Annotated in this window: 23 protein-coding genes; 8 read left to right on the plus strand and 15 right to left on the minus strand. The window is 65.7% G+C overall.

All coding sequences use genetic code 11. The features are described from left to right. Nucleotides 1-22 precede the first annotated feature (22 nt). On the minus strand, nucleotides 23-1111 hold the full coding sequence (locus AC0CH3_RS04255; protein WP_465237632.1) for an SPL family radical SAM protein: 1089 nt from the start codon (nucleotides 1109-1111) through the stop codon (nucleotides 23-25). 124 nt (nucleotides 1112-1235) lie between these two features. On the opposite strand from AC0CH3_RS04255, the gene AC0CH3_RS04260 reads away from it, so the two are divergent. From AC0CH3_RS04260 to AC0CH3_RS04275, 4 genes are all read left to right on the plus strand, one after another. Then, nucleotides 1236-2528: a PQQ-dependent sugar dehydrogenase gene (locus AC0CH3_RS04260; RefSeq protein WP_354302160.1), complete on the plus strand. Its 1293-nt coding sequence runs from the start codon at nucleotides 1236-1238 to the stop codon at nucleotides 2526-2528. Next, nucleotides 2525-3415: a hypothetical protein gene (locus AC0CH3_RS04265; protein WP_354302162.1), complete on the plus strand. Its 891-nt coding sequence runs from the start codon at nucleotides 2525-2527 to the stop codon at nucleotides 3413-3415. The genes AC0CH3_RS04260 and AC0CH3_RS04265 overlap by 4 nt, the downstream gene beginning before the upstream one ends. Before the next feature lie 99 nt (nucleotides 3416-3514). Next, nucleotides 3515-3742 carry a hypothetical protein gene (locus AC0CH3_RS04270; protein WP_354302164.1) on the plus strand — a complete coding sequence of 76 codons (228 nt, stop codon included), beginning with the start codon at nucleotides 3515-3517 and terminating at the stop codon, nucleotides 3740-3742. A gap of 55 nt (nucleotides 3743-3797) precedes the next feature. Further along, nucleotides 3798-4340 (plus strand): pseudouridine synthase, encoded by a 543-nt coding sequence (locus tag AC0CH3_RS04275; protein WP_354302165.1) that lies wholly within the window; start codon nucleotides 3798-3800, stop codon nucleotides 4338-4340. Nucleotides 4341-4383: 43 nt separating this feature from the next. On the opposite strand, the gene AC0CH3_RS04280 is transcribed toward AC0CH3_RS04275, so the two are convergent. Next, nucleotides 4384-5046: an HPP family protein gene (locus tag AC0CH3_RS04280; protein ID WP_354302167.1), complete on the minus strand. Its 663-nt coding sequence runs from the start codon at nucleotides 5044-5046 to the stop codon at nucleotides 4384-4386. Between the two features lie 132 nt (nucleotides 5047-5178). On the opposite strand from AC0CH3_RS04280, the gene AC0CH3_RS04285 reads away from it, so the two are divergent. Continuing rightward, nucleotides 5179-5649, plus strand: a complete 471-nt coding sequence (locus tag AC0CH3_RS04285) for a nucleoside deaminase (RefSeq protein ID WP_354302169.1) — start codon at nucleotides 5179-5181, stop codon at nucleotides 5647-5649. A gap of 24 nt (nucleotides 5650-5673) precedes the next feature. On the opposite strand, the gene AC0CH3_RS04290 is transcribed toward AC0CH3_RS04285, so the two are convergent. Beyond that, a complete protein-coding gene (locus AC0CH3_RS04290) occupies nucleotides 5674-6555 on the minus strand; it encodes a polysaccharide deacetylase family protein (protein WP_056020979.1) in 882 nt (293 codons plus the stop codon). A 177-nt stretch (nucleotides 6556-6732) separates the two neighbouring features. Between AC0CH3_RS04290 and AC0CH3_RS04295 the strand changes: the two genes are divergently transcribed. Next, complete coding sequence (locus AC0CH3_RS04295; protein ID WP_354302172.1) at nucleotides 6733-8175, plus strand: NAD-dependent succinate-semialdehyde dehydrogenase; 1443 nt, start codon at nucleotides 6733-6735, stop codon at nucleotides 8173-8175. Between the two features lie 149 nt (nucleotides 8176-8324). Here AC0CH3_RS04295 and AC0CH3_RS04300 read toward each other — a convergent pair whose 3' ends face one another. From AC0CH3_RS04300 to AC0CH3_RS04350, 11 genes are all read right to left on the minus strand, one after another. Beyond that, nucleotides 8325-8558, minus strand: a complete 234-nt coding sequence (locus AC0CH3_RS04300; protein ID WP_354302174.1) for a hypothetical protein — start codon at nucleotides 8556-8558, stop codon at nucleotides 8325-8327. 103 nt (nucleotides 8559-8661) lie between these two features. Then, a complete protein-coding gene (locus tag AC0CH3_RS04305) occupies nucleotides 8662-10395 on the minus strand; it encodes a hypothetical protein (protein WP_465237633.1) in 1734 nt (577 codons plus the stop codon). A gap of 11 nt (nucleotides 10396-10406) precedes the next feature. Continuing rightward, a complete protein-coding gene (locus AC0CH3_RS04310; protein ID WP_354302178.1) occupies nucleotides 10407-11492 on the minus strand; it encodes a protein-glutamate methylesterase/protein-glutamine glutaminase in 1086 nt (361 codons plus the stop codon). Between the two features lie 3 nt (nucleotides 11493-11495). Next, nucleotides 11496-12359: a CheR family methyltransferase gene (locus AC0CH3_RS04315; protein ID WP_457325497.1), complete on the minus strand. Its 864-nt coding sequence runs from the start codon at nucleotides 12357-12359 to the stop codon at nucleotides 11496-11498. An 80-nt stretch (nucleotides 12360-12439) separates the two neighbouring features. Then, on the minus strand, nucleotides 12440-12916 hold the full coding sequence (locus tag AC0CH3_RS04320; protein ID WP_354302180.1) for a chemotaxis protein CheW: 477 nt from the start codon (nucleotides 12914-12916) through the stop codon (nucleotides 12440-12442). 149 nt (nucleotides 12917-13065) lie between these two features. Next, complete coding sequence (locus tag AC0CH3_RS04325) at nucleotides 13066-13581, minus strand: chemotaxis protein CheW (protein ID WP_457325728.1); 516 nt, start codon at nucleotides 13579-13581, stop codon at nucleotides 13066-13068. Between the two features lie 2 nt (nucleotides 13582-13583). Continuing rightward, nucleotides 13584-15617 carry a chemotaxis protein CheA gene (locus AC0CH3_RS04330; RefSeq protein WP_465237634.1) on the minus strand — a complete coding sequence of 678 codons (2034 nt, stop codon included), beginning with the start codon at nucleotides 15615-15617 and terminating at the stop codon, nucleotides 13584-13586. Further along, on the minus strand, nucleotides 15614-15982 hold the full coding sequence (locus AC0CH3_RS04335) for a response regulator (RefSeq protein WP_056021002.1): 369 nt from the start codon (nucleotides 15980-15982) through the stop codon (nucleotides 15614-15616). Before AC0CH3_RS04335 ends, AC0CH3_RS04330 begins: the two co-directional genes overlap by 4 nt. Next, complete coding sequence (locus AC0CH3_RS04340; RefSeq protein ID WP_333996259.1) at nucleotides 15979-16290, minus strand: STAS domain-containing protein; 312 nt, start codon at nucleotides 16288-16290, stop codon at nucleotides 15979-15981. Before AC0CH3_RS04340 ends, AC0CH3_RS04335 begins: the two co-directional genes overlap by 4 nt. A gap of 341 nt (nucleotides 16291-16631) precedes the next feature. Continuing rightward, nucleotides 16632-18800, minus strand: a complete 2169-nt coding sequence (locus AC0CH3_RS04345; protein WP_465237635.1) for a methyl-accepting chemotaxis protein — start codon at nucleotides 18798-18800, stop codon at nucleotides 16632-16634. Between the two features lie 265 nt (nucleotides 18801-19065). Beyond that, nucleotides 19066-19908: an oxygenase MpaB family protein gene (locus AC0CH3_RS04350; RefSeq protein ID WP_354302188.1), complete on the minus strand. Its 843-nt coding sequence runs from the start codon at nucleotides 19906-19908 to the stop codon at nucleotides 19066-19068. Between the two features lie 103 nt (nucleotides 19909-20011). Here AC0CH3_RS04350 and AC0CH3_RS04355 point away from each other — a divergent pair, with 103 nt between their 5' ends. Beyond that, nucleotides 20012-20812, plus strand: a complete 801-nt coding sequence (locus AC0CH3_RS04355; RefSeq protein WP_354302190.1) for a SirB1 family protein — start codon at nucleotides 20012-20014, stop codon at nucleotides 20810-20812. Between the two features lie 94 nt (nucleotides 20813-20906). Here the strand turns inward: AC0CH3_RS04355 and AC0CH3_RS04360 are convergent, their stop codons facing one another. Continuing rightward, a complete protein-coding gene (locus AC0CH3_RS04360; RefSeq protein WP_354302192.1) occupies nucleotides 20907-24011 on the minus strand; it encodes a TonB-dependent receptor plug domain-containing protein in 3105 nt (1034 codons plus the stop codon). A 733-nt stretch (nucleotides 24012-24744) separates the two neighbouring features. On the opposite strand from AC0CH3_RS04360, the gene AC0CH3_RS04365 reads away from it, so the two are divergent. Next, nucleotides 24745-26658: an acyltransferase family protein gene (locus AC0CH3_RS04365; protein WP_465237636.1), complete on the plus strand. Its 1914-nt coding sequence runs from the start codon at nucleotides 24745-24747 to the stop codon at nucleotides 26656-26658. Nucleotides 26659-26671: the final 13 nt, after the last annotated feature.

Genomic DNA, 26671 nt, shown 5'->3' on the forward strand with positions numbered 1-26671 from the left:
GCCTCCCCCGCGGCAACGGCAGCTAGGTCCAGTACAGGATCCGCGCATGCGGGAGCCGGTCCGCGATCGCGTGTTCGAAGAACGTCCGCAACGCACGCATCGTCGCGGCGTCGTAAACCTGCTTCTCGGTCCCGAACTTGGTCCGCTTGGTGACGCGGTTGGCGCCGGTCATGTCGAGCGCCGATCCGGGATACCAGCTGTCGAGCACGGCCTTCGACCCGGGATTGTACCGGTGCGTGATCAATTCGACCGTGAGGTCGAGCTCGGGCAGCCCGTGCAGCGCGGTGGCGACGTCGTCGATGAGGCCCGCATAGGCATCCTCCCAACCCGGCGCGGCGATGATTGGGGCGATCGTCAGTCCGATCGGATAGCCGGCCTCCGCCATCTGCCGCAATGCCTGCAGACGCCGGCCGACGGGCGCGGTGCCGCCTTCGAACCGCGCAAAGGCCTTCGGATTGAGCGATGCCCGCATTCGCGTCCGGCCACCGTGATCGAGCGAGAGGAGCGGGGCGACATCGGCGAACTTGGTCGTGAACCGCAACTGCGCGTCGACGTCCCAGCGCCCAAACGCCGCGATCATCGTCGACAGCGACCCGGTCAGCGGTTCGAGTGCAAGCGGATCGGTATAGCAGGACGCCTCGAACGTCGTGCCCTCGTGCGCGCGGTGCGCGCTGCGCGTGGTGATCATCCCCTGGCCGAGATAGGCGGGGAGCGCGCCGAGGATCTCGTCGAGATTGGCATAGACGCGCGTGATCGGCGGCCCCTTGAGCGACCCCGCCAGATAGCAATAGCTGCAATGCGCGGGGCAGCCCTCGGCAAGGTCGACCCGCCAGTCCGCACTGGGCGCGATCGGCTGGAATTTGCGCTTCGACGGCGGCGCGACGACGACGGCGAGCGTCGCCTTCGCATCGACATAGGCGCGACGGGGGTCGTCGGCGAAGTCGAGGTTGAGCCGATCGCCGGGCAATTCGACGATTTCGACACCGAGCGCCGTCGCCCGGTCGACGATCGATCGTCCGTGAGCGAAACCGCGTGCCGACCGCGTGATCAGGAGGCGTCGCGGACGCCATCCGGCAGCCTCCGGACGCGGTGAAGAGGGAAGGGGCTGCACGTCTGCACAACGGGCGACGGCATCGGTTGTTCACGATCACAGCGCGAAACAGCAGGATTTCCCGCGCAGAAGGATACCGAGGCTCTTCAGACAGTTAAGGCAATATCTGTTGCCGGGAGCCAATATGAAAACGATCCTTGTCGCCGCCAGCCTGATCGGGCTGGCGACATCCGCGGGTGCGCAGGTACCGGGCGATGCAAAAGCCGGCGCACAGCCGGTCATCGGCCTGAAATCGCAGCCGGCGCCTTACGACACCAAGTCGGTGATCAATCACCCCAGGACGATCGGATGGCCCGAGGGGCGCAAGCCGGTCGCACCGCAGGGATTCGCGGTGACCAGGTTCGCCGGCGGGCTCGACTATCCGCGCCAGGCTCTGCTGCTGCCCAATGGCGACGTGCTCGTCGCCGAGGCGCGGACCAAGCCGAAGCTCGATGCCGATCCCGAAGTCCAGCGGGGACAGGCGTTGTCGAAGACGACCGGGTTCAGCGCAAACCGCATCACGCTGTTGCGCGATACGAACCGCGATGGCGTGGCGGAGCAGCGTTTCGTCCTGCGCGACGGGCTCAACCAGCCGTTCGGGATGCAGTATGCCAATGGCCGGCTCTACGTCGCGAACACCGACGGCGTGGTCAGCTTCCCGTTCACGCCGGGCCAGACGCGGATCGATGCAGCGCCCAAGCCGCTCGTCGCGCTTCCCGCGGGCGGGTACAACAACCACTGGACGCGAAACCTGCTGATCAGTCCCGATCAGCGCACGCTCTATGTCTCGGTCGGATCTGCCTCGAACGTTGGCGAGCACGGCATGGACGAGGAAAAGCGTCGCGCCGCGATCCTGGCGATCGACCTGAGCAGCGGCCGCGAGACGCTGTACGCCTCGGGCCTGCGCAATCCGGTGGGGATGGCGTGGGCGCCTGGTTCGCCGGTGTTGTGGACCGCGGTCAACGAACGCGACGAACTGGGCGACGACATCTCGCCCGACTATCTCGTCGGCGTGAAGCCAGGTGGCTTCTATGGCTGGCCGTACAGCTATTACGGCAAGCAGGATCCCCGGCATGCCAACGAGAAGCGCGAATTGCTGGCGACGACGCTGATGCCCGATGTCGCGGTCGGGCCGCATGCGGCCGCGTTGGGGCTGGCGTTCGCCAAGGGGACGCCGACGACGCAGCAGACCGCCTATGTCGCGCGGCACGGATCGTGGAACCGGTCGAGTTTCATCGGCTATGACGTGCTGTCGGTGCCGTTTGCAGCCGGGCGTCCGACCGCGGCGCCGCGGCCGTTCCTGACCGGCTTCGTCGCGGACGAAAAGAAGGGCGAGGTCTATGGCCGCCCCGTTAGCGTCCAGACCCGCGAGGACGGCGCGGTGTTTGTGGTCGACGACGCCGGCGACACCGTCTGGATGGTGCGACGCTCGTCGTGACCCGGCGTTTTCGGCGGGCGGCGGGCGCGTCGCTCGTCGCCGCTTCGATCGCGGTGTCCGCGTCCGCTGCATCGGCGCAGTCGGTCCCGTTCCTCGATACCGAGGACGCGACGCTGTCCGGGATCGACGTCGGTGAGGGCGATGTGCATCCGATCCTGTCCTTCGACGTCCGCAACGGCGACTATGCACGCGGCGCGCTCGACGACGACGCCGCAGGCCTGGGACGTGTACCCGTGCATGTCGCCATCGGCGGTGCCGTTGTGCTCCGGCGCGATGCCGATGGCCGGGGAAGCGTGTTCGTCGTCGGCCAGAGCTCGAACGGATTCCACGCGCCCAGTGCCGAGGAGCGTGTGCGGCCGCGGGCCTGGTATGAAAGCAACACCATAGTCGGACTGGCATGGCGCCCGGTCGAAGGCGTGACGACGGCGGCTGCCTATGCGATCAAGACGAGTCCGAACGGGATCGCGTCCACGACGCACGAGGCGAGCCTGAGCTTTCTGTATTCCGCGAAGGATGCGATCGGTGCGCTCGCGCCGCGGGTCGCGGTCACGCGACGTACGAAAGGCGATGGCGGCATCTACACGATCCTCGGCATCGCGCCGCAATTCGCGCTCGGCGACGGGGAGTCTGCCGCGACGCTGACGCTGCCGGCGACGGTCGGGGTAGGGTGGCAAGGCTTCTATGCGGCGGGCGCAGGCGACCGTGTCTATGGCAGCACCGGGCTGACGCTGGCGAAGCCGGTCCGCATCGGCGGGGCATCGGCATCGGTTCAGGCCGAGGTGCTGGCGCTGGTCCGCGACGACGGGTTGCGCCGGCTCGATGCGCCCGGCGGCACGACGGATACGATCGTACCGCTGGCGACGGTGTCGGTGACGATGGCGTGGTGACGGCTGGCATGGTGCCGGCTGGCGGATCTCATCGCGCGTTCACGGGTTCAGCTTTCGCTGTCCCCATCGCAGAAGCGTGGAAGCGGGAGGATTGATCGAATGACCAGCGAACAGCAACAGGCCGATCGGCGGATGAATGTCATTACCTGCGGCCTGGCCGCGATGGCGTTCGGCGCGATCATCACGCTCGGCGTGCTCGAGGACCACAAGCCCAAGATGCAGTCGAAAATGGCAGGCGCGAAGAGCGTCGTGTCCACGCACCAGATGATGGAGCGGCGCAGGGCGCGGATGGCACACGCGACGGCGGGATTGTCGACGACGCCGTAACGCCGCCGTCGCACCCGCCTACCCCCGCGCGACCCGAGCGGCTAGGAGCGGGCGGATGTCGCGACTGATCCTCTTCAACAAGCCCTATGACGTGCTCAGCCAGTTCACCGATCGCGGCAGCGACGGCGTGCGAAAGACGCTGTCGGCGTTCATCGACCTGCCCGGCGTCTACCCGGCGGGACGGCTCGACCGCGACAGCGAGGGGTTGTTGCTGCTGACCGACGACGGCCGTCTGCAGGCGCGGATCGCGGATCCCAGATTCAAGCTGCCCAAGACCTATCTCGTGCAGGTCGAGGGCGTACCCGACGACGCGGCGCTCGACCGGTTGCGTGACGGCGTGGTGCTGAAGGACGGGCCGACACGTCCAGCCGTCGCCGAGCGGATCGCCGATCCCGGGCTGTGGCTGCGTGACCCGCCGATCCGCGTCCGCGCGAGCATCCCGGACAGCTGGATCACGCTCACGATCCGCGAGGGACGTAACCGGCAGGTGCGCCGCATGACGGCGGCGATCGGGTATCCGACCCTGCGGCTGATACGGTGGAGCATCGGCGAATGGACCGTCGACGGTGTGGCGCGGGGCACGTGGCGCGATGGCTAGGCCGCTGCCGTTCCGCTGCTGACCGAACCCGGGCACCACGCGCTCAAGGTTTCAATCGCGTGGCCGCATGGCGTTCGGCATGACGCAGCAGCGTGTCGAGATCGTTACGGCTGATGTCGAAACTGGTATGCATGTCGGCGAGTGCCGCGTCGATATCCCTATCGTGCAGTCGAACCGGCGGTGGCGCCGAGGGGCGCGGCGCGGCGGCGGGCCGGGATGCGACGACGTGGCGAAACAGCAGCGCGACCAGCACGAGCGCCACCGAATTGATCCCCACCGGGGTCAGCGCGAAGCCATAGCCCGCGGTATGGATCCCCTCACTCCCGATCACCGCGGTGAGCGCCGCCGCTCCGCCGGGCGGGTGGAGGCACCGCGCGATGGACATGACGAGGATCGCACCGCCGACCGCAGCGCCCGCGGCCAGTGCGGTACCCGGCACGAGACGGAATGCCGCGACGCCGACCAGCGTGGACAGGATGTTTCCGCCGATCACCGGCCAGGGCTTCGCCAGCGGGCTCGACGGCACCGCAAAGACCAGGACTGCCGACGCACCGAGCGGCGCGACGATGATCGGGAGGTCGACCGTCGACAGCGGCAACGCGCCGCAGACGATGATCGTCAGCGCGATGCCGATCGCCGCGCCGACGCACGCGATCAGACGGTCGGGCAGCGTGGCGCCCGCGAGGATAGGCTGAAAGACGGACATGCAGTTTCCACTCTGTGCGGGGACGTCGCCACGCCGTGTCCCCGGCGGCGGGGCATCGGGCGGCACGGCCCCATGCGGAACCAAAAGGCGTCCCGCGGCATCTAGGATACCCGCCACGATGGATCGTTAGCAATGACCCAAGACGACCTTGAACACCTGCGACGCTGCGTCGAACTGGCCACGATCGCGACCGATGCGGGCGACTCGCCCTTCGGGTCGGTCCTCGTCTCGGGCGCCGGCGAGGTCTTGTTCGAGGATCGCAACCGGACCGGGCAGGGCGATGCGACGCGGCATCCCGAATTCGCGATTGCGCGCTGGGCCGCCGAGCACCTCTCACCCGACGAGCGCCGCGCAGCAGTGACCTACACGTCGGGCGAGCATTGCGCGATGTGCGCGGCGGCCCACGGCCTCGTCGGGCTTGGCCGGATCGTCTACGCCACCTCGACGCAGCAGCTTGGCGTCTGGATGCACGAACTCGGCCGGCCGCCGCTCGGCATCGAGCTGTTGCCGATCACCGCGGTCATCGCGAAGGCCGAGGTCGAAGGGCCCGTGGCCGACTTCGCCGACCCCATCCGGGCGCTCCATGCCCGCGCAAAGCCCTGAACCAAGAAGGCGCGGCGAGACCGTCTAGACCGCCACGCCCGCTTGCTCGACATGGTCGGCGATCGCGCCGGCGGTCGTCCACCAGATCCGCGGATCGTCGGCATCGCGCAGCGTCTGCAGCACCTTGGCCAGCGCAGGCACGCGGTGCGGCTGGCCCATGATATACGGATGCAGCGCGACCCCGAGCACGACCGGCCGGCGATCGCATTCGGACAATAGCTGCGTGACCGCGTCCTGAAGCATCGTCGCGAACCCGTGCGCCTCCTGCTTGCGCGCGATGACGGCCGGAATGTCGTTGATCTCCTGCGAATAGGGCACCGACAGGAGCGAGCCCGTCCTGGTCGCCAACCGCGTCGGCTGGTCATCATGCGCCCAGTCTAGCACATAGCGATAGCCCGCCTCGGCGAGCAGGTCCGGCGTGTGGTCGCTCTCGGAAATCCACGGCCCCAGCCATCCGGTCGGACGCGCGCCGATCGCGGCAAGCCGGTCGGTGACGCTCGCGATGATCTTGCGTTCCTCGCGCTTCGTCAGCGTGCCCTGCGCCTGCGCATTCGTGCTGCCGTGCGCGGCGATCTCGTCGCCGCGGTCGCGACATGCTTCGGCAAGACCGGGACAACGATCGAGCACGTCCGCATTGAGCAGCGCGGTCGTGCGCAGTTGCAGCCGGTCGAACAGGTCGAACAGCCGCCACGCGCCGACCCGATTGCCATAGTCGCGCCATGCATAATTCATGACGTCGGGCTGAGACTTTGCAGGTGCAAGCTCGGCACCGAGCCCCCCGCCAAAATCGAAGACCTCGTAGTTGATGCCGAAATACAGCGCGAGGCGACGACCCCCGGGCCAGTCATAATCCGGGCGATCGATGATCGGACGATAGGCATAGCGCGGGGATTCTGATTGGCTCATGCCGCGGGAACGCCCGGACGTTCCAATTGGGTGCGCCGATCATTTTCGCGGCAGACGGATGGTTTTTTACGGGCACCGCTTCACCGGCTGCGGCATATCGCGCGTCGGACAGGGTCACGCGTGCGTTGAGTCGATCGACATGCCGCGCGCGATCGCGTCGGCCCGAAGGAGACGATGATGGTTGCGGATTATGACGCTCGGCTAGGCCTGTATATCGGCGGAGAGTGGCTGACGGGCGACGGACGCGAGACGCAGGACGTACTGAACCCCGCGACCGGAGCCGGGCAGGCGGCGCTGCCGCTGGCGACGCCCGCCGATCTCGACGCCGCGCTCGAGGCGGCACAGCGCGGCTTCGTGCTGTGGCGCGCCACCGCGCCCGAGGCGCGTGCCGCCATCCTCATCAAGACCGCGGCCCTGCTTCGCGAACGTGCCGACCACCTCGCGCGGATCGCCACGCTCGAACAGGGCAAGATCCAGGCCGAGGCGAAAGGCGAGGTCGCGTTCGCTGCAAGCCTGCTCGAATTCCACGCCGGCGAGGCGCAGCGAATCTACGGGCGCGTCCTGCCGCGTCCGCAGGGCACGCGCAGTCTCGTTCTCCAGCAGCCGGTCGGCCCCGTCGCGGCGTTCTGCGCGTGGAACTTCCCGATCATGAACGTGGTGCGCAAGATCGCACCCGCGCTCGCCGCGGGATGCTCGATCATCATCAAGCCCAGCGAAGAGACCGCGGGATCCGCCGTCGAGGTGCTGCGCTGTTTCCAGGATGCCGGGCTGCCCGGGGACGTGGCGCAGTGCGTGTTCGGCGTGCCCGACATGGTGTCACGCCAGCTGCTGGCATCGCCGATCACGCGCAAGCTGAGCTTCACGGGGTCGGTGCCGGTCGGCAAGCACCTGATGAAGCTCGCCGCGGACACGATGATGAAGACGACGATGGAGCTCGGCGGGCATGGCCCGGTCCTCGTGTTCGACGATTGCGATCTCGACAAGACGCTCGACATCCTGGTTGCGCACAAGTTTCGGAACGCCGGCCAGGTCTGCGTCGCGCCGACGCGGTTCCATGTGCAGCAGGGTATCTACGACCGCTTCGCCGCGGGCTTTGCCGAGCGGACCAAGGCGCTGAAGGTCGGCAGCGGCATGGCGTCCGGCACGCAGATGGGCCCGATGGCGAACGCCCGGCGCCCTCAGGCGATGGCGGACCTGGTCGACGACGCGCGTACGGCGGGCGCGCGCCTGCTCGCGGGCGGCGGTCGCATCGAGGAGTCGGGCGGCGGTTTCTTCTTCACGCCGACGGTGCTGGCCGACGTGCCGCTCGACGCGCGTGCGATGAACGAGGAGCCGTTCGGTCCGATCGCGCTCATCCGGCCGTTCGAAACGGTCGAGGACGCGGTCGAGCAGGCCAATCGCCTGCCGTTCGGGCTGGCCGCCTATTGCTTCACCGAAAACGGACGCCGCCAGAATATGCTCGGCGACGCGATCGAGGCCGGGATGATCGGAATCAACACGGTGAAACTCAGCGCGCCCGACAGCCCGTTCGGCGGGATGAAGGACAGCGGGCACGGTTCGGAAGACGGCCCCGAAGGCGTCGCGGCGCATCTCGTCTCGAAGACCGTGCACATGGTGTGACGCAGGCGGGCGGCGGCGCCAGCGCGCCGCCCGTATGCGCAGTCCCGGTGGCGGCGGGGGCGTGACCGCAGATCCTGGCCCCACCACCGCCTGTTTCCCGGATCGGCGGACGTTATCCTTCCGCGTGTTCGCCCTGTGCGTGGCCCGGATCAGGCGGGCTGGACGCCGGGATCGACCATTGTCGCGACACGACGCCGGGGTGTAGTCAACCGCTTCGCAAATTTGGCGAGCGGTACCTCGAACAAGCGATAGCCGAGCGTCGCAACGATAAGGCTGGCGACGATCATCGCTCCGATACCAACGAACGTCACGACGCTGTCGTACCCGCCACCGCCGAGGCGCCTCACCACGGCCCAGCCCACGCCGTCGGCTGCCGCGGCCATGCTCAGCGCCGGCATCGTCAGGCTGGCGACCCGTCGTATTCGCGGGGTTTCGCGACGTTGCTCGGCAGCCTTCAGCTACCAAGCCCCATTCCCTATCCGGGGGTCAGAACAGACCGTCGAAGTCGTCGGCGTCCGCCATCGCTGTCGAAGCCTGCACATCGGGTTGATCGTCGCTCGGAAGGAAACGGCGGTGGACATGCCGTTCCTGCGCCATCGTGTAGATCGCGTTTATGGCGTGAAAGACTTGCTCGCTGGTGGGTGTCATGGTCTTGCTTGCGTCGACCAGGGGCATCGCGAGCGCTTCGAGGTGCGCGTTGATGCGCGACAATGGTTCGGCGAAGGCGGTCTCGCAGTCCACTGCGCTGGTCATTTCCGCGACGATGTCGTGGATCGCGCCGGCATCGCGGTCGAGCCCCGACATGCCCTGGCGCGTGAGCAAGGCGCCCGCACGGATGACGGCAAGCGCGTCTGGCAGCGAATCATTCGTGTCTTCGTCGCACTCCGGGGCCGATCCGATCGCCTCCGCCGCATGGCTCAATTGTTCGAATGCGCGCGCAACCGCCCCTGACACCATCTCCAATGTGTTGACCGAGCAGCGGATCTCTGCCGCGATACGCGCAAGGCCGTCACCCGCACGGCCCATCCGATACGAACGAAGATCGGAATTCCACGCCATGATGCGCACACCGCCGGTGACGCGGTGGATCGTCGTCAGGCGTTCGCCAAGCCGTCTGACCGTGGCGGAGGCTTCGGACCCGAGCTGCGTCGATCGCGTATCGGCGTCGCGCAGGTGTGCGGTGACCGCATCGACCTCGGCAACGCTGTCTTCGAGCAGTTGCAGGAACACGCCGTCGCTCGCGGCGTCGACGGCGCGGGGTTCGTGCGGCGCGAGCATCGAGGCGACCTGTGTGGCGATGCCCCTGAAGCTGGCGCCGAGCGCCCGCGTTTCCTTTTGCAGATCCGCGGTCGCATCGGTGACCTGGGCTGCGAGCAACGCCATGACCTGACCTTCGAGCGCCTTGGCCGCGGAAGCGTCGACGCGATCGAATTCCTCGAGTGCCGTGCCGAGGAAACGGCAGGCCTGCGCGGCATGTTCGAGCCGCTGCCGGGTGATGTCGCCGATCTGCATCGCACCGTGCGCGGCCGACAGCTTGGCGCGGATGTCGCGGGCGATCGTCGCGATCGATTCCGCGCGTTTCGCGGCATCGATCTGGTTCTGCTGGAGCCCGGTCGCGTCCGCGGTGAGTTTGTCGGGAACATGCGGGCACAGCCGCGCGCATTCGGAATCGAGCACACGGTTGATCTCGATCACGCAGGGAACCGTCGACGACAATTGGCCGACGTCCTTGCTGATCTCGTGGATTTCGCGCTCGCTGACATCGAGCTCCGAGACCATCGCGTCGGCGAACTCGGCAAATCCGTGCGCGCCGGCAGCGGCGACCTTGAGATACTGACCGCAGATCTTCGACAGGTCGAGCGTCCGGTCGACACGCACGATCTCCTTCTGCACCGCGCCGCTCGCCTGCTGGAGGACGTCGAGCGACTGCTGTCGCTTCTTCTGCCGCGCGGGCAGGCTGGCGAGCCGGTCGGCATTGGCGCGCATCGTCGCGACCGCGCGATCGGCGGCGTCGCGGTCGAGCGCATTGGTGACGCTTTCGAGACTGCCGATCAGCCTGCCGACGGTGTCATAGGCGCGTTCGAGCGAGTGTCCGGCATCGACGAAGCGTTGGTCGAGCCCGCTCGCGACGCTTGCGAGTTCGGCTTCGAGCACGCGCCAGGCGGGCGCCTGCTCGATACCCTGATCGGCCTCGAAAGCCTTGTGTTCGACGCATCCCATCGGCCTGGCCCCTATTGTACCGTTGCGTGCAAGACGTCGCGGGCGATGTGCTTCAGCGGGATGACCTTCTCGACGCCGCCCAGCGCGATCGCTTCCTTGGGCATGCCGAAGACGATCGACGACGACTCGTCCTGTGCGAACGTGCGACCACCCGCCTGCTTCATCTCGAGAAGACCGCGCGCGCCATCATCCCCCATTCCCGTCATGATCACGCCGATCGCGTTCGAGCCCGCCGCGGTCGCCGCCGAGCGGAACAGCACGTCGACCGACGGCCGGTGGCGCGAGACGAGCGGCCCCTCGCGGACCGCGACGAAATAGCGTGCGCCGCGTCGCTCGATCATCATGTGCTTGCCGCCGGGTGCGATCAGGACGTTGCCGGGCAGGACGGGGTCGCCATCCTCGGCTTCCTTGACGTTCACGACGCACAGCGTGTTGAGCCGATTGGCGAATGCGCGCGTGAAGTTCTCGGGCATGTGCTGGACCACGACGACGCCCGGCGCGGTCGCGGGCAGCGCCTCGAGGACCTCGCGCAGCGCCTCGGTTCCTCCGGTCGATGCACCAAGGCACACCACGCGCTCCGTCGCACGGTTCACCCCTCGGCCGCTCGGCGGGGGCAGAACTGCGTCCGCGGTCAGCTTCTGCTCGAGACGGCCCGGACGGCTGCCATTCGAGGAGCGCAGCGCGACCCGCACCTTCGCCGCGGCCTTGATCACGTCGCGGATCTGGAGATTGTGATCGGCGAGATGCTCCGCGAGCCCGGCACGCGGCTTCACGATGACGTCGACCGCTCCGGCTTCGAGCGCCTGCAGCATCGCGTCGGACCCTTTCTCGGTCACCGACGAGCACATCACCACGGGCAGGGGGCATTGCGCCATCAGCTTCTTGAGGAAGGTGATGCCATCCATCCGCGGCATCTCGACGTCGAGCATGATCACGTCGGGCACTTCTTCCTGGATCCGACGCGCCGCGCTGAACGGGTCGGCGGCGGTGCCCATGATTGTGATGTCCGGATCCTCTTCGAGGATCGCCGCCAGCGCGTGCCGCGCGACCGCGGAGTCATCGACGATGAGCACGCGAATTTTCCCTCGGACGGCCATGGTTCAGCTCCGCTGGAAAACGGTGTGGGCGACCGGGACGAGCGGCAGGTCGAGCCCTGCGATCGACTCCGAATGGCCAAGGAAGAGATAGCCCCCCGGGGCCAGCTTGCTGACGAGTTTGGAGACGACGCTGTGCTGCGTCGGCTTGTCGAAATAGATCAGGACGTTGCGGCAGAAGATCAGGTGCATCGGTTCGCCCACCGGATAGCATTCGTCCATGAGGTTGAGCCGCGCGAATGCGATCGCACGGCGGAGCTCGGGCACCATGCGGACTTCGCCGCGCGCCGGATCGCGCGATTCCATCAGGTATTTCTTGCGCAACGCGGCGGGCACCGGCGCTGCGAGATCGGACGGGTAGATACCCAGCCGGGCGATCTCGAGAACCTCGGTGTCGAGATCGGTCGCCAGAACCGAGTAGGTGACACCGCGGCGTGCGCTGGCAAACTCGTCGAGCAGCATCGCCATCGTATAGGGTTCAGGCCCGGTCGAGCAGGCGACGCTCCACGCGCGGATTTTCCGCAGATAATTCGCTTCGAGCGCCGGAAGCGCGACGTCGCGCAGAAAATCGAAATGGACGGGTTCGCGGAAGAAGTCCGTCTTGTTGGTCGTCACCGCATTGATCAGGTGCACGCCTTCGCGATCGAGATTGTTGCCCGTCAGGACATGGCGGCAATAGGCCTCCAGCGTGTCGAGCCCCAGAGCGCGCTGGCGGCGGCGCAAGCGCCCTTCGAGCATCGTTCGCTTGCTCGGCGGCATCCGGATGCCTGCATAGTCGAAGATATAGTCGGCCAGTAGCGCGAAATCGCGCGACCCGATCTGGTCGGTGGCGCTCGCCGGGGTTTTCACGATCGGGGGGGCAAGGGTCACGGGAGCCAGCTCCAATAAGACGATGGGCCGTCGGAAACGGAACCAGCGGGGTTGGTTTCAATAGGGCGGATGCAACGCCGTCATGCGGCGCAGGCGCGAAACGCGCTGACGTCCGCACTGGAAAAGATCTGCGCGACGTCGACCAGCACGACGAAACCCTCGGTTCGCTTGACGACCCCGGCGATGTACCGGGACGGCCAGCTGATCCCGATGTCGGGCGCGGCCCCGATCTGGCCGCGGTCGAACGTGCTGACCTCCAGGACGCGGTCGACGACGAGGCCGAGGACAAGGTCGCGCCCGTCGACGGGGACGTCGATCACGAGGATCCGCGTACTCGGCGTCGGCGCGACAGGCGGCAGGCCGAGGCGACGGCGCAAGTCGATCGTCGTCACGCCCTCGCCGCGCAGATCGGTCAGACCCAGCAGATAATCGGGCCCGTTCGGAATGTGAAAGGTCTCGCTCCAGTCGAGGATCTCGCGCACCAGCGTCACGGGTACCGCGAAGGTCTCGGCGCCCAGACCGAAGGTCACGGCCTGCAATTCTCCCGCGACGCTCATGCCGCGCGCCGTTCAACGGCTGCGGTGCGGGGGAGCGACCGCATGACGGTCGGGCGCGATCCAGCCCTGCGCCATCCGGACAAGCGGGGCTGATCCGAGGTGTCTGCGAAGCGTCGTCCGATTGGCACGGTCATGTCTGGCCTTCCAGCCTAGAGGAGTGCGGGTGCGAGCACGGGGGTCGTGCCGCGGCCGCCCAGCAGCGGGTCGAAGATTCGCGCGAGGTTGGCGAGGACGATGACGCCCTGCGGCGTGCGCACCAGCTCGCGAATATAATCGCGGCGCCAGCGCAGGCCGACGGTGGGCGGTGTCTCGCTGGCGTCGCGGTGGAGCGTCGTCACCTCGTGCACCTTGTCGGTGCGGATGCCGATCTGGGTCTGGACGCCGTCGACGTCGAGTTCGACGACCACGATCCGGCTGTCCATCGTCGAGTCCGCGGAGGGCAGGCCGAACGCGAGCCGAAGGTCCGCGATCGGAATGATCTTGCCGCGAAAGTTCGCGACGCTGGCGACCAGCCGATCCGCGCCCGGCACGACCGTTTCGGGCAGCAAATCGAGGATCTCGCGGACGAGCACGGCCTCGACCGCGAACTTCTCGGTCTGCAGGTCGAACGTCAGCACTTCGAGCCGACCGTCTTCGTCCCACTCGGTCTGCGATGTTTCTTCCATGGTCATGCGACGGCGCGGAGCCGCTCCTCCTGGTGCTGGCCAAGCGCGACGAGCTGGACGACGTCGAGGATCAGCGCGACCCCGCCGTCGCCGAGGATGGTCGCGCCGGCGAAGGTCGGGACGTTGCAGTGGACCGGCGACATCGGCTTGATCACCGTCTGGTGGCTGCCGATGATCTGGTCGACCACCAGCCCGACGCGCTCGGTGCCGGTCGCGATGATGACGATCTTCTGGTGGACGCTCGGTTTGGTTCCCGTCACGAACATCTCGCGCAGCCGGACGAACGGCACGAGCCGGTCGCGCAGCGTGATGAAGCTGCGACCGCGCGAGCGCAGATCCTCCTCGAGACTGAGCTCGATACATTCCTCGACCACGCCGAGCGGGATGACGTAGCGACCGTCGCCGACGCGGATCAGCAGACCGTCGATGATCGCGAGCGTCAGCGGGATGCGCAGCGAGACCGTCGATCCCTGGCCCAGGACGCTTTCAACGTCGATCGTACCGCGCAGGCTTTCGATCGTGCGCTTGACGACGTCCATCCCGACGCCGCGGCCCGACAGGCTGGTGATCTGCGGTGCGGTCGAGAAGCCGGGGTGGAAGATCATCTGGAGCAACTCCTGGTCGCTCACGACCTGCGCGGGCTGGATCAACCCGTGCGATTCCGCCTTGGCGCGGACGCGATCGCGGTCGATCCCGTGACCGTCGTCGCGGATCGTGATGACGACTTCGTCCCCCTCCTGACGCGCCGACAGCCGCACATGCCCGGCGACGGGCTTCCCCGCGGCGAGACGCTGCTCGGGATGCTCGACCCCATGGTCGCAGGCGTTGCGGATCAGGTGGATCAGCGGATCGGCGAGCCGTTCGATCACGGTCTTGTCGACTTCGGTCGTCTCGCCATCGGTGGAAAGCTCGATCGTCTTGCCGGTATCGCGTGCGATGTCGTGGACGAGACGGCGGAAGCGGCCGAACAGCGTGGCGACGGGGACCATGCGCAGCACCATCACCGTGTCACGCAGCTCGCTCGCCAGCCGCTCGATCTCCTCCGAGATCGAGTGGAGCGCGACGTCTGCTGCGCTGCTATGCGCGAGCTGCGACAATCGGCTCTGAACGATGACGAGTTCGCCGACCCGGTCCATCAGCAGGTCGAGCCTTTCGGCGGGGACTCGGACGCTTTCGCCCGTCTTCGGCGCACCGCGACCATTCGGTGCGGCCGCCGGTTCCTGCGCATTGGCGGGCCGGGAATCGTCGATCGGCGCGGGCAAAGACGCAGGTGTAGTCGCAGATGGGGACGCAAACGGGGACGGGGACGCAAACGGGGCAGGCGCCGCGGCGGCGTTTCGCGCGTCGTCGCAAAGCGCAGGTCCGATCTGCTCGATCTGCAGATCCATGTCGTCCATCACGAAGATGAAGACGTCCTCGATGTCGGCTTTCGCCACCGCGCCGCGCAATTCGACGTCCCAGCCGATCATGCAGTGCGTCGGCACCAGGTCGCCGAGCAACGGGACCTGTTCGGTTCGGGCGACGACGCGGCAGTCGCCCAGCGTGCGCAACTCGTCGAGCAAAGTGAGCGGGTTGATGCCGTTCTGCATCGCCTCGGGCGGCAGGCGGAGCGACAGCCGCCAGCCCTGCTCGGCAGGCGCGGGCGCCGGCGTCGGCGCGGGCGCGCCATCGAGCGCCGCCTGCAGCTTGGCGAGGATCGCGTCGCCTTCCTCCTTGCGCTCGGTGCCGTCGCCGTCGATCAGCGCGCGCATGTGGTCCTGCGCCGACAGGATCACCGCGATCAGCTGCGGCGTCGCGGGCGTCAGGTTCTTGCGCACGCGGTCGAAGGCGGTCTCGCAGTGATGCGTGAAGCTGGCCAGCGCGTCGAACCCGAACATCGCGCCCGAGCCCTTGAGCGTATGCAGCCCGCGGAACACCGCATCGATCAGGTCGTGATCGTCGAGCCGATGGCCGAGATCGAGCAGGCCCTGTTCGACCTGCTCGAGGACTTCGCCCGCCTCGACGCGGAACGCGGCGACGGGATCGGTCTCGCTCACCGTCCAAGAACCTTGCGCACGACCTTGGTCAGCTGCTCGGGGACGAACGGCTTGACCAGCCAGCCGGTCGCACCGGCGGCCTTGGCCTGCTGCTTCATCGCGTCCTCGGACTCGGTGGTCAGGAACAGGATCGGCGTGCCGCACTGCGCCGGGTTCTTGCGCAGCGCGCGGATCATCGACAGCCCGTCCATGTTGGGCATGTTGAGATCGGTGATGATCATGTCGAAGCGACCGCCATTGGCCTTGCTCAGGCCCTGGGCGCCGTCGGCGGCTTCGGTGACGGCATAGCCGGCCCCGGTGAGCGCCATGCGGATCGCCATCCGGACGCTGTTGGAATCATCGACGATAAGGATGGATGCGGTCATCGCGGCAGGTCTCCGTGAAACCAGAAAGTCTGATCGGCTGAGGGAATGTCGGTGAGGAAGCCGGCGCGCTCGAGCAGCGCCGTGAGTTCGGCATGGACGGGGTGGGCGAGGCGCAGCGTCTTGCCGTCGTGCTCGGCCTGACGGCGCGCCGCGCAGACGAGCTGCAGGAAGCTGACATCGGCGTCGGTGACGGCGGCGAGATCGAGTTCGATCGCGTCGTTCCGCTCGAGCTGCGACGCGAGTTCCGCGGCGAACGGCAACACCGACGCGGTCGTGACGATTGCCGGGACAAGGACGATCTGTGCCATGCGTTCCCTCTCTCTCCGGCCGGTGGCGTGGTCGTCCTCGCGCCGGGGTTCACTCGATTCATTATAGAGGGCGGACAGACGTCCGTTCTCGAAGCCTCGCTTATTTTGGCGGGCGGCTGCCCTCGGCGTGCGAAAGCGTGCTGCGGAGACCGGGCGGTCCGACGTTGATGCGGCTGGGACGGCGCCGGGACACGCTCCCGTTCAATGCTGCCGAAACGCAGGACGGCGATCGCGCCGGGGTGGGCGCGATCGCACGGGGAGGGCCGCAACATGCCTTGCCGGCCGGGTCAGTCGTTCAAGCCAAATATCCCCGAACCCCTGCACGCCGCGTCGATCGGCGTTCAGGCTGCCTGCGCGCCGAAATTGTCATCTTCCGCGTCGGTACCGCCCTTGATCAGGTCGAGCGCGAAGCCATTCACGCGGGCTTTCTGGTCGGCGATCGAATTGGGTTTGACGCGTTTGGCCTTGGCGGCCGGCCGTGCGGTAACCGGGCTACGCGCAGCGGGTTTGCGGTGGGCGGTTGGCAGCGGCCGACGATGGGCATTGTCCGCTCCGTCGCCGATCCTGAAAAAGGCGATGCTGGCCTGCAACTCCTCGGCCTGCGATGCCAGCTCTTCCGACGTCGCGGTGATCTGCTCGGACGCACCCGCATTTTGCTGGCTGATCAGGTCGAGCTGCTGGATCGCCTCGTTGATCTGCGCGGCGCCGATATCCTGTTCGCGGCAGGCCGCGCTGATCTCGGCGACGAGCTCGGCGGTGCGGCTGATGTCGGGGACCAGCTTGGTCAGCATCTCGCCGGCTTCGGTCGCCGCGGCGACGGTCTGCGAGGAGACGGATCCGATCTCGGCCGCCGCGACCTGACTGCGTTCGGCGAGTTTGCGCACCTCGGACGCGACGACGGCAAAGCCGCGGCCATGTTCGCCGGCGCGTGCCGCTTCGACCGCCGCGTTGAGCGCGAGAAGATCGGTTTGCCGGGCAATCTCCTGCACGATGCCGATCTTTTCCGCGATCGTCCGCATCGCATTGACCGCGCGTTGCACCGCGATCCCGCTCAGTTCGGCATCCTTGGCCGACTGGCGTGCGATCTTCTCGGTCTGCGAGGCATTGTCCGCGCTCTGCTTGATGTTGGCGGCGATCTCTTCCATCGCCGAGGACGCCTCTTCGGCGGCGGCGGCTTGCTCGGTCGCACCTTGCGAGACCTGCTCGGAACTCGCCGACAGCTCCTGGCTGCCTGCCGAGACATTGTCGGCGGCGGCGCTGGCATTGCCGACGACGTTGCGCAGCTGCTCGATCATCCGCACCAAAGCCTGGCCGAGCACGTCCTTGTCGGACAAGGGCTGGTGCGACACTGCGAGGTCGCCATCGGCGATCTTGTCGGCCAGGTCGGCACTCACGCGAAGATTGTCGACCATCCGCACGATTGCCTGACCGAGCATATCGCGGTCCGAGAGCGGCTGGTGCGCAAAGCTCAGATCACCGTCGGCGATCTTGTCCGCCAGACTGGCGCTCACCCGCAGATTGTCGATCAGCGCGTTGATCGAATCCTTCATCCGGCGGTGATCGCCCGCGCAGGCGATCTCGACCATTTCCCGCAGATCGCCCACGCTGGCGAGATTGAGGACGCGGTTGCCTTCCTCGATCGGCAGCAGCGTCGCATCGAGCATGGCGTTGATCCCGGCGATCAGGCCCGCGAAATCGCCGACGAAGCGCCTGTCGTCGCCACGCTCGCCAAGTTCGCCCGCGGTCGAGGCCTTGATCAGCCGCTGCACCTCGCCGATGATATCGCGCAGGTTGCGTCGCAGCGCCTCGACGGTGTCGTTGATGAACGCCTTCTTGCCGGGGAATGCTTCAAGCGGCGCGTCGAAATTGCCTTCGCCAAATTCCTTGATGCACGCCATCGCCTTCTTCTTCACCGCGATGTGGTTGGCGACCATCGTGTTGACGCCGCGCGCCATGACACCGAAGTCGCCACCGAATTTCTCGGCTGCCACGGTGACGTCGATGTCCCCCTTGTCGTGCTCGGAGGACATGTGGTTCAGCTCGCTGATCAACCCTTGCAGGTTTGCGCGTAGCGTCTCGATCGTCTCGTTGATGAACGCCTTCTTGCCGGGAAATCGCTCGAGGGGGGCAGCGAAATTGCCGACGCTGAATTCCCTGACGCAGGCCATCGCGGTTTTCTTGACGGTGATGTGGCTGCCGACCAGGAGGTTCAGCCGTTTCGCGATGGCCGCGTAGACACCGCGGAACTCCTCGACCGGCAAGGCGGCGTCGATGTCGCCCTTGTCATGGTCTGCGCTCCATTCGTCGATACGCGCGTTCAGATGGCCGACGGGACGAAGCGCCCGGTCGAGCATCTGGTTGACCGCGCAAAGAACGCTCTGGGTTTGCGCGTTGGCAAGCGACGTATTCGCCCGCTGCGAAAGGTCGCCATCGGCAAACATGCTCTCGAGGCGAGCGAGTTCAGACGTTATGACGTCTGATGAGACGCCGCCAAGGATATTCGCCAACATCAACGGGTTCCTTTGTTGTGCACCATGTAGGCCGATCTTGAAATCACGCAGCGATCACGCACCGTTGTGCGGATCTCGAATATCCTGCTCGTCGAGGATTCGGGGAACCGCGCATCAAGGCTAGATTGATTATAGAGGGGGCCACGCGCGGATGGTTTGCGGCGCCGGACAAATTTATGGCTGCCGCCCGGTGCTCGGGACGACGAAACACTTGGTCCAGTAGATGGTGTCGGGATGTGGACGCTGCGCCTTGCAGGTCATGCTTTCAGCGGTCCGCGAACGCCCAGCGGAGCGTTCGTGCCAACTGCCGCGTCCCCGACACGACAAGCGGACCCATGAGCCGCGGCGATTCCGGCAAATGATGCATCTCTCTTGCCCATGTCGGAAGCAGGTCGATCGCGGCTTGCATCACGAGCCGCTGGACGGGGATCGATAGCGGGTTCGCGGGCGGATGCTCCAACACGAGGCGCGCGACCTCGGTCGTGCGGTCGCTGACGACGAGATGCGGCCGCGCCATGTGCAGCGCCTGCTGTGTCGCGAGCCGGTCACGCGGCACTACCCCGGCGCCAAGTGCCAGACCGATGTCGGCGAACTCGTCGAAATATTGGTCGGCCTGTGCGGGCGAGAGGCGGTTGTCTCCGTAACGCTGCCAGGCGGCGAGGAAGCACCACGCCTCCGAGATATGAACCCAGGCAAGGAGGGCGGGATCGTCGGCGCGATACGGCGTTCCATCGGGTAGGGTGCCGCCGATATGCCGATGGACCGAGCGGACACGGGCGATCGCGCTTTGGGCATCGTCGCGCGCGCCATAGGTGGTGACGGCGATGAAACGCGCGGTTCGCCGCAGCCGGCCGAGCATATCGGTGCGAAAGTTCGAATGATCCCAGACCCCGGCAAGGACAGCGGGGTGCAACATCTGGAGCAACAGCGCGGACACGCCACCGACCATCATGCTGGCGACGTCGCCATGGACGCGCCAGATCATCGAATCGGGGGAGAAAAGCGCGTCGCTGCTGCGGATCACGGGCTGTTCCCCGCGTGCCGTATCGTTGAACATCCCCCGGACATGTCGGACGATATCGCGACGGGCCTGTTCACGTAGCGCCATTGGCATCCCTCATGCCGTCACGAACGCTCGGGACCGACTTTGGCACCCGCCGGTCTTACGATCGCGCGTTCCCATTGCCGCGCAGCCTCCCCATGTTGGCGTGATGACCGAAGACCTTACCCGCCTGGGCCTGATCGACGACGAGGACATCGTCCTCGATGAGGCCGCGCTGTCGCTTGCACGTCTCGACCGACCCGGCATCGATCTCGCCCCCTCGCACACGCTGCTGGACGCGATGGAGACGCAGCTCTCCACCGTCGCAGGTGATGCCGAGACGCCGGGCGAACGTGCCAGTGCCCTCGCGTCGGTGCTTGCGGACGCGTTCGGGTTCGCGGGCGATTCCGAGAGCTATGATGATCCCGCCAATGCCGATTTCATCACCGTCCTCGATCGGCGTCGCGGCCTGCCGGTGAGCCTTTCGATACTCTGGGTCGCGATGGCCAGGCGGCTGGGCTGGAGCGCCAACGTGCTCGACGTCCCCGGCCATGTTCTCGTTGTCGTCGGTGCGGAGGCTGCGCCGGTCATCGTCGACCCGTTCGCCGGCGGCGTGCGTGTCGATGCCGCAGGACTTGCCGCGCTGGTCGAGCGACATGCCGGCTCGGGCCGGGCGGCGACTCATGTCGCAGCGATGCCCAACCGGGCCGTGCTCGTCAGGCTGCTGCAGAACCTCGCGTCGCGGGCCGAACAGGCGGGGAAGGGGCGACGCGCGCTCGATCTCTATGTGCGCATGACGACGATGGCGCCCGCCTATCCGCACGCCTGGTGGGAACGCGCCCGGCTCGAGCTGGTCGATCACGACGTCACGGCGGCGCGTGGCAGTCTTGGCGCGATGCTGGAGATCACGCGTGACCCGGGGTTGCGGCGCCGCGTGACGCGGACGCTGGATGCGCTGCCGGCTGGCTGACCGGGAGGGGGGCACGCGTACGGAACCGATCGCAGGCCGATCTTGCCGGCATGGGTCTGGCAGCGCGGTGCTGACCCATGCCGGCAGGTCATGATCACAGCCGCAGCGATACACCCGCGACGAGCTGCCGGCCGAGCAGGTCGTAGCCCATCACCGTATTGCCGCGCAGCAGACCGATCCGCGAACGGCTGTCCGGAACGAGCGGCGGATCGCGGTCGAAGATGTTGTTGGCGGCCAGCCGGAACGTCATCTGCTTGTTGATGTCGAAGCTGAGCGCGACGTCGATCCAGTTGTACGAACCGACACCGGGATATTGATCGCGCCGGGCACTTGCGTCCTGCGCGGGGATGCCGGTGTCCTCGGGCGCATAGATGTCGAGCGGCATCGCGCCGCGGTGGCGCCAGTTGACCGACAGGCTGGTCGTGCGGTCGGGTGCGGTCCAGGTGGTGCGGAGCTGGTGCGCCCAGCGCGGCATGCTCTCGCCGCAGAGATTGCCGAAATACCCAACGCAGTCGCGCGGTTCGATCGTCGGCGAGGATTGCGAGCCGACGCGGGTCATCAGCGTCCCGTTGAAGCTCATGTCGAGCCGGCCGACGCCGCCCAGACCGACATTATATTGGCCCTGGAAATCCCAGCCGTGCGACTGCGACTTGTAGCCATTGGCCGAGCCGCGCGCCACCCAACCCGTCGCCGGGCTGCTCGCGGGCGAACTGGACAGCGTGCCGGTGCCGGGATTGCGGACGATGCCGCGGCAGAAATAGTCATTCCCGGTGGCCAAGCACTCGCCGATGATGTTCTGCGGCTGGAGGAAGTCGAGCTGGTCCTTCAGATCGATCAGCCAGCGGTCGATTGACACCGTCAGGCCGGGTATGAAGCGTGGGCGCAGCACGACGCCGAACGTCTTGGTGAAGGCGCTTTCAGGCGTCAGGTTGAACCCGCCCTCGCGCACGGTGCACCGATCGTCAGGGCAGATCAGCGAGGCGCTGCCATAGAGATTGTCGGCAAGGCCGGTGTTGCGGCACTGCTGCAACGTCGCGGACGGCGCCAGTCGCGCGCCGTTGGGATTCGACGGATCGATCCGCGGCGCGCAGGGATCGGCATAGAAACCCTGGTTCCAGAAGATGTTCGCGGCACCCTGCGCGGTGCTGACGCCCGGCGCGGCCTGGGACTTGTTGTACGAGGCGCGCAGCGTGATGTCGGCCACAGGCGACCAGAGCCCCTCGACCTTCCAGGTGTCGAACTTGCCGTCGAGGCGGTTGTACTGCGACACGCGGTAGCCCGCATTGACCTGCAACAGCTCGGCGAACCGGCGATGTTCGATCAGCGGCGCCTGCACCTCGGCATTGGCTTCGAGGATGCTCTGCGTGAAGCGCTGGTTCTCGCCACCATTGTTCTGCTGGAAGATCTCGTTGACGATCGTCCGTTCCATTTCCTCGCGATATTCCGCGCCCAGCGCGATCGCGATGCCCTGCTCGGCGAGCGGCGAGGTAATGCCGTATCGACCCAGATCGCCGCTGACGGTACCGACGAACTGCAACAGGCGCGGAATGCGCGTGCTGATCCCGCCGGTCGCGCCACCGTAAAGATACTGGTTGAGCGCCGCATCCTGATTGAACGGCGCGAACGCGTTGAACGGCACGCAGGACGGATCGGTCCCGTTGACCACCGCACGACACGTCGGCGTGCCGTTGACGCGCACGACGTCGAGCGAACGGTTGATGTTGTCGAAGCGCGCGATCGGCACGTCGATCGTGTCGAGACGCGCGCGCGAGATCATGCCTGCGACATCGTACGACCACACGTCGTCAAAGCCGCGCCCGCGCAGCCCCGCGACGATACGATAGCCCTCGTTGGTGAAGCGCTGCCGCACCAGTGGCAGCCCGTCGAAGCGATAGCGGACGTCGATCGGCGCATATTGCCCGGCGACACCGGCGTTGGCGCCGCACAGATCCTGTGCCTGCGACGCCGACAGGAATGCGTTGTCGCAATTCACGCGGAACGGGTCTGAGCCGTACGCCCCGAAGTTGAAGGTGCGGTTGAGCTGGGTGTTGTAGGACTTGTCGCGGTAGAACAGCCCGTTGCCGTAAAGCTCGATGTCGTCGGTGATCTTGGCGGTCAGGAAGCCGCCAAGGTTGACGCGGTTGAACGCGCGCTGGACCGCCCAATTGTCATAGGGGTTGGCGGACGAGCCCTGCGGCCCGCTGTTGATCGGAATGAAGGTCCCGTTGCCGTTGGGATTGTTGACCAGGATCTGCCCCGCGCGCGGCCCCGACTGCGGGACGATCGTGCCGGCGGGCGTGAAGCTTGCCCGCGAACAGCCGAGCGGCGACGTGTTGGTCGGCTGGACCGCCTCGCAGACGGAATAGGAGCGATCGACCAGCTCGATCGGGTTGGACTGGCGGTAGTTGATGAACCCGGTGAGGTTCACGCGGTCGTTGAACAGATTGGTGCCGGCCGCCAGGCTGACGTCCGAACGGCCACCGTCATTGGTCAATCCGCGCTTGGCGGCGAAACCCGCGCGACCGGCCGCATCGGTGACCGCGTTGCTGCCATTGTCGTGGTTGTAGAAGCTGTAGTTCGCGTCGAGCCGGATGCCTTCGAAATTCTTCTTCAGGACGAAGTTGACGACGCCCGACACCGCGTCGGACCCGTAGACGGACGAGGCGCCGCCGGTGAGCACGTCGATCCGCTCGACCAGCGCGTTGGGGATGATGCCGACGTCGACCGTGTTGGCGAGGCCCATGCGCAGGCCGTCGATCAGCGTCAGCGTGCGCTCATAGCCCAGGCTGCGCAGCTTGATGCGCTGGCGACCTTCGGAATCGCTGAAATTCTGTTCCGAATTCACCTGGATCTGCGGCAGACGGTTCAGCACCTCCTCGATCGTCGTCGCGCCCTGTGCCGCGATTTCCGCGGCGGTCGTCGTGACGATCGGTGCGGCGGAGCGGTTGTTCGGGCGAGCGATGCGCGTGCCGGTGACGACGATGTCCGACCCATCCCGCGGTTCGCCGGTGCGCTGCGTATCTGCGGCGAGCTTGGCGGAGGCGACGGGATCGCCGATCGCGACCTGGCCATCCTGCGCGCCGGTATTTGCGCTGGCACTTCCCGTCGTGCCGCCTGCATCCGCTGCCTGCGGCTCCGGCATGCCGCTATCCGACGACTGGACCTGCGCCTGTGCCGGCAATGCCATCAACGCAGCCACGCAACATGTCGTGGCCATCAACCCCTTTAACACCATCATTCTAGCCCCCCTGTGTCGCCGATCGGGTCACATGGATGATGCCGCGCGCTGTCGACTGCCTCCGACCCTGTTCGGACGCAGTCGATGAACCTTATGCTGCTCGTTCATCGGGATCTGGCGCCCCGTGACTTGCTGACATTGTTCGGCAGTACCATCCGGACCCATCGGACAAGCACATGCTGTCACGTTCGCAGTATCAAAACAATACCAATCATATCGAAAATCGGGGAAGGTTATATTGCGAGGATCGCGTGCACTTGGCGTTTAAGATGCGGTCGATTTCGTTGCCATGCCGGGGGACATTCGGCGGCATCAGGCTGTAAGATTCCGGTCTTGCGAACTTCTAGCCGTCTCGACCGCTTGCGACGTTCATAGATGCCGTTGACGACTTCCAGGGCAAACCCTCGCGTCCGATCCAGGGGCGGAAAATACCTTGTCTTTACCGTTGGTTGCTCGAAATCGGTGAATTTCACCCTGCGCAATATCAATAATTTAAGGAAGAGGGGGCATTTGAAAGCGAGGCGCTTGCGCAAGATCAACGCGTTGGCGGCGCGTGTCGTGCTTAGAGCCTGCGACTGTTTCAATTTGGCTCGTGGCAGCTGGCCGTCCTGCCTCTCCGGGGGCGGGGCGGGGACTGGGCTGAAGCAAAAATCGGGGGGAACTTGTGACTCAATATAGGTCGGACATTGACGGCTTGCGGGCCGTGGCGGTTGGGGGCGTCGTTGTTTTCCACGCAGTCCCAAATCTCCTGCCCGGCGGATTTATTGGCGTCGATGTTTTCTTTGTGCTGTCCGGCTTCCTAATCACGTCTATAATTCGCACTGAGGCCGAGTCTCATAGATTTTCTATCGCCACGTTCTATGAGCGAAGGTTTCGCAGGATCATTCCCGCACTTCTTGCAATGCTTATTGTGACGTCGATCGCATCGCTCCATATACTGCCACCATTTGAGCTTGCCGCGTATGGAAAAAGCTTGATAGGTGTTGCGGCGTTTGTATCTAATATCATATTCTGGAGTAGCAGTGGCTACTTTGATACTGACTCAATCGATAAGCCACTTTTGCACACGTGGTCGCTCGCTGTCGAAGAGCAGTTCTATATATTCTGGCCTTTGATTGCGGCTTTCCTGATTTCGAAGGGAAGGCCACGGACTCTCGGCTTGTTCGTGATCGGCATGGTTGTCTGCTCGCTCGCAGCATCAATAATTATGGTCAAGCTGGCGCCGAGCCAGGCGTTTTATTTACTCCCCTATCGGGCATGGGAACTCGGTTTCGGTGCGTTGCTCGCTGTGGGTGCCGTTCCTGCTATCAGACAAGCGGGTTGGCGTGAGTCTTTGGCCTGCATCGGCTTGCTCCTGATCGTTATTCCTATGTTCCTGTATTCGGAAAAGACGCCCTTTCCTGGGTTGGCTGCGATCCCGCCATGTCTGGGTACACTTCTGCTGATCCATTCCGGCCAAGGATATTCAACAGCTATTGGGCGGACCTTGTCGCTGCGCTGGATACTTTTCACCGGATTGATATCATACAGCCTCTATCTTTGGCATTGGCCAATCCTGGTGCTGTCACGGATAGCGCTCAATCGACCACTTCTCCCGTGGGAGGCGTTCGTTGCACTTGCGGCGGCTTACGCATTGGGCGCCATGTCTTTGCGCTTTGTCGAGAAGCCGTTTCGCGGAAAAGGCACAATCCCGCTGTCACGACGAAGCGTATTGGTGGCAAGTGCGAGCGTTTGTATTTTGACGGGAGCAATCGGCCTGACCCTGTGGGCGACCCATGGCTTCAGGGCTTACGCTTCGCCGTCAGTGCAGATCGCCGATGCTGCAATAAGAAGTGTCAATCCGCGTCGCTCCGCGTGTCATAGCGCCGACGGCGTGAACCAACTCAACGACCCCTCGCGGTGCATTGGGGGGAATAGCTCGAAGGGCAATTACTCGGTTCTCCTATGGGGCGACTCTCACGCTGACCACCTTATGCCCGGTATGGAGGACTTGGGGCGTCTGCACGGCTTTGCTGTCAGGCAGGCGACCGTCTCGGGGTGCACTCCTTTGGTCATTGCGTCAGAAGATGGCCGCCAGGCGGCGTGCAGGAAGTTTCATCAAGCAGCGTTGGCGGAGGCGGCGCAGCAGCCGAACCTCAAAGCTGTTGTTATCAGCATGCGCTGGAGTACGTCTTTCCCGGAGTCTACCGCCAGGGACAGGACGCCTGCCGGCACAGCAAAGTTCAAGGCGCTTGTTGTGCGATTTGAGGATCGCGTCCGCCAAATCGTTGGCCATCGCGTAAAGCTGATATTCGTAGGCTCGACCCCAGAATTTACCTTCTGGCCTGCGACATGTTTTGCACGAGCGGCAAAGTTCAATCGCGACATCACGACATGTCAGAGATCCCCCGCACGTGACGGTTATTGGGGTGAGAAAGCCGATGGCGTATTGTCGGCTATATCGCTGCCGGGCACCTATTTCGTGCTACCTCGTGACTTCATGTGTAGCACTGAGGGGTGCGTGACTTATGACAACGGGTCTATACTGTATCGAGACGATGATCATTTGACGAATGCAGGGTCACGGTTCGTGACGACGCGCTTGCGGAACCTTCTGGTAGCAAAATGATGCTGGATGTTCT

The sequence above is a fragment of the Sphingomonas sp. AC449 genome, from assembly GCF_979253475.1.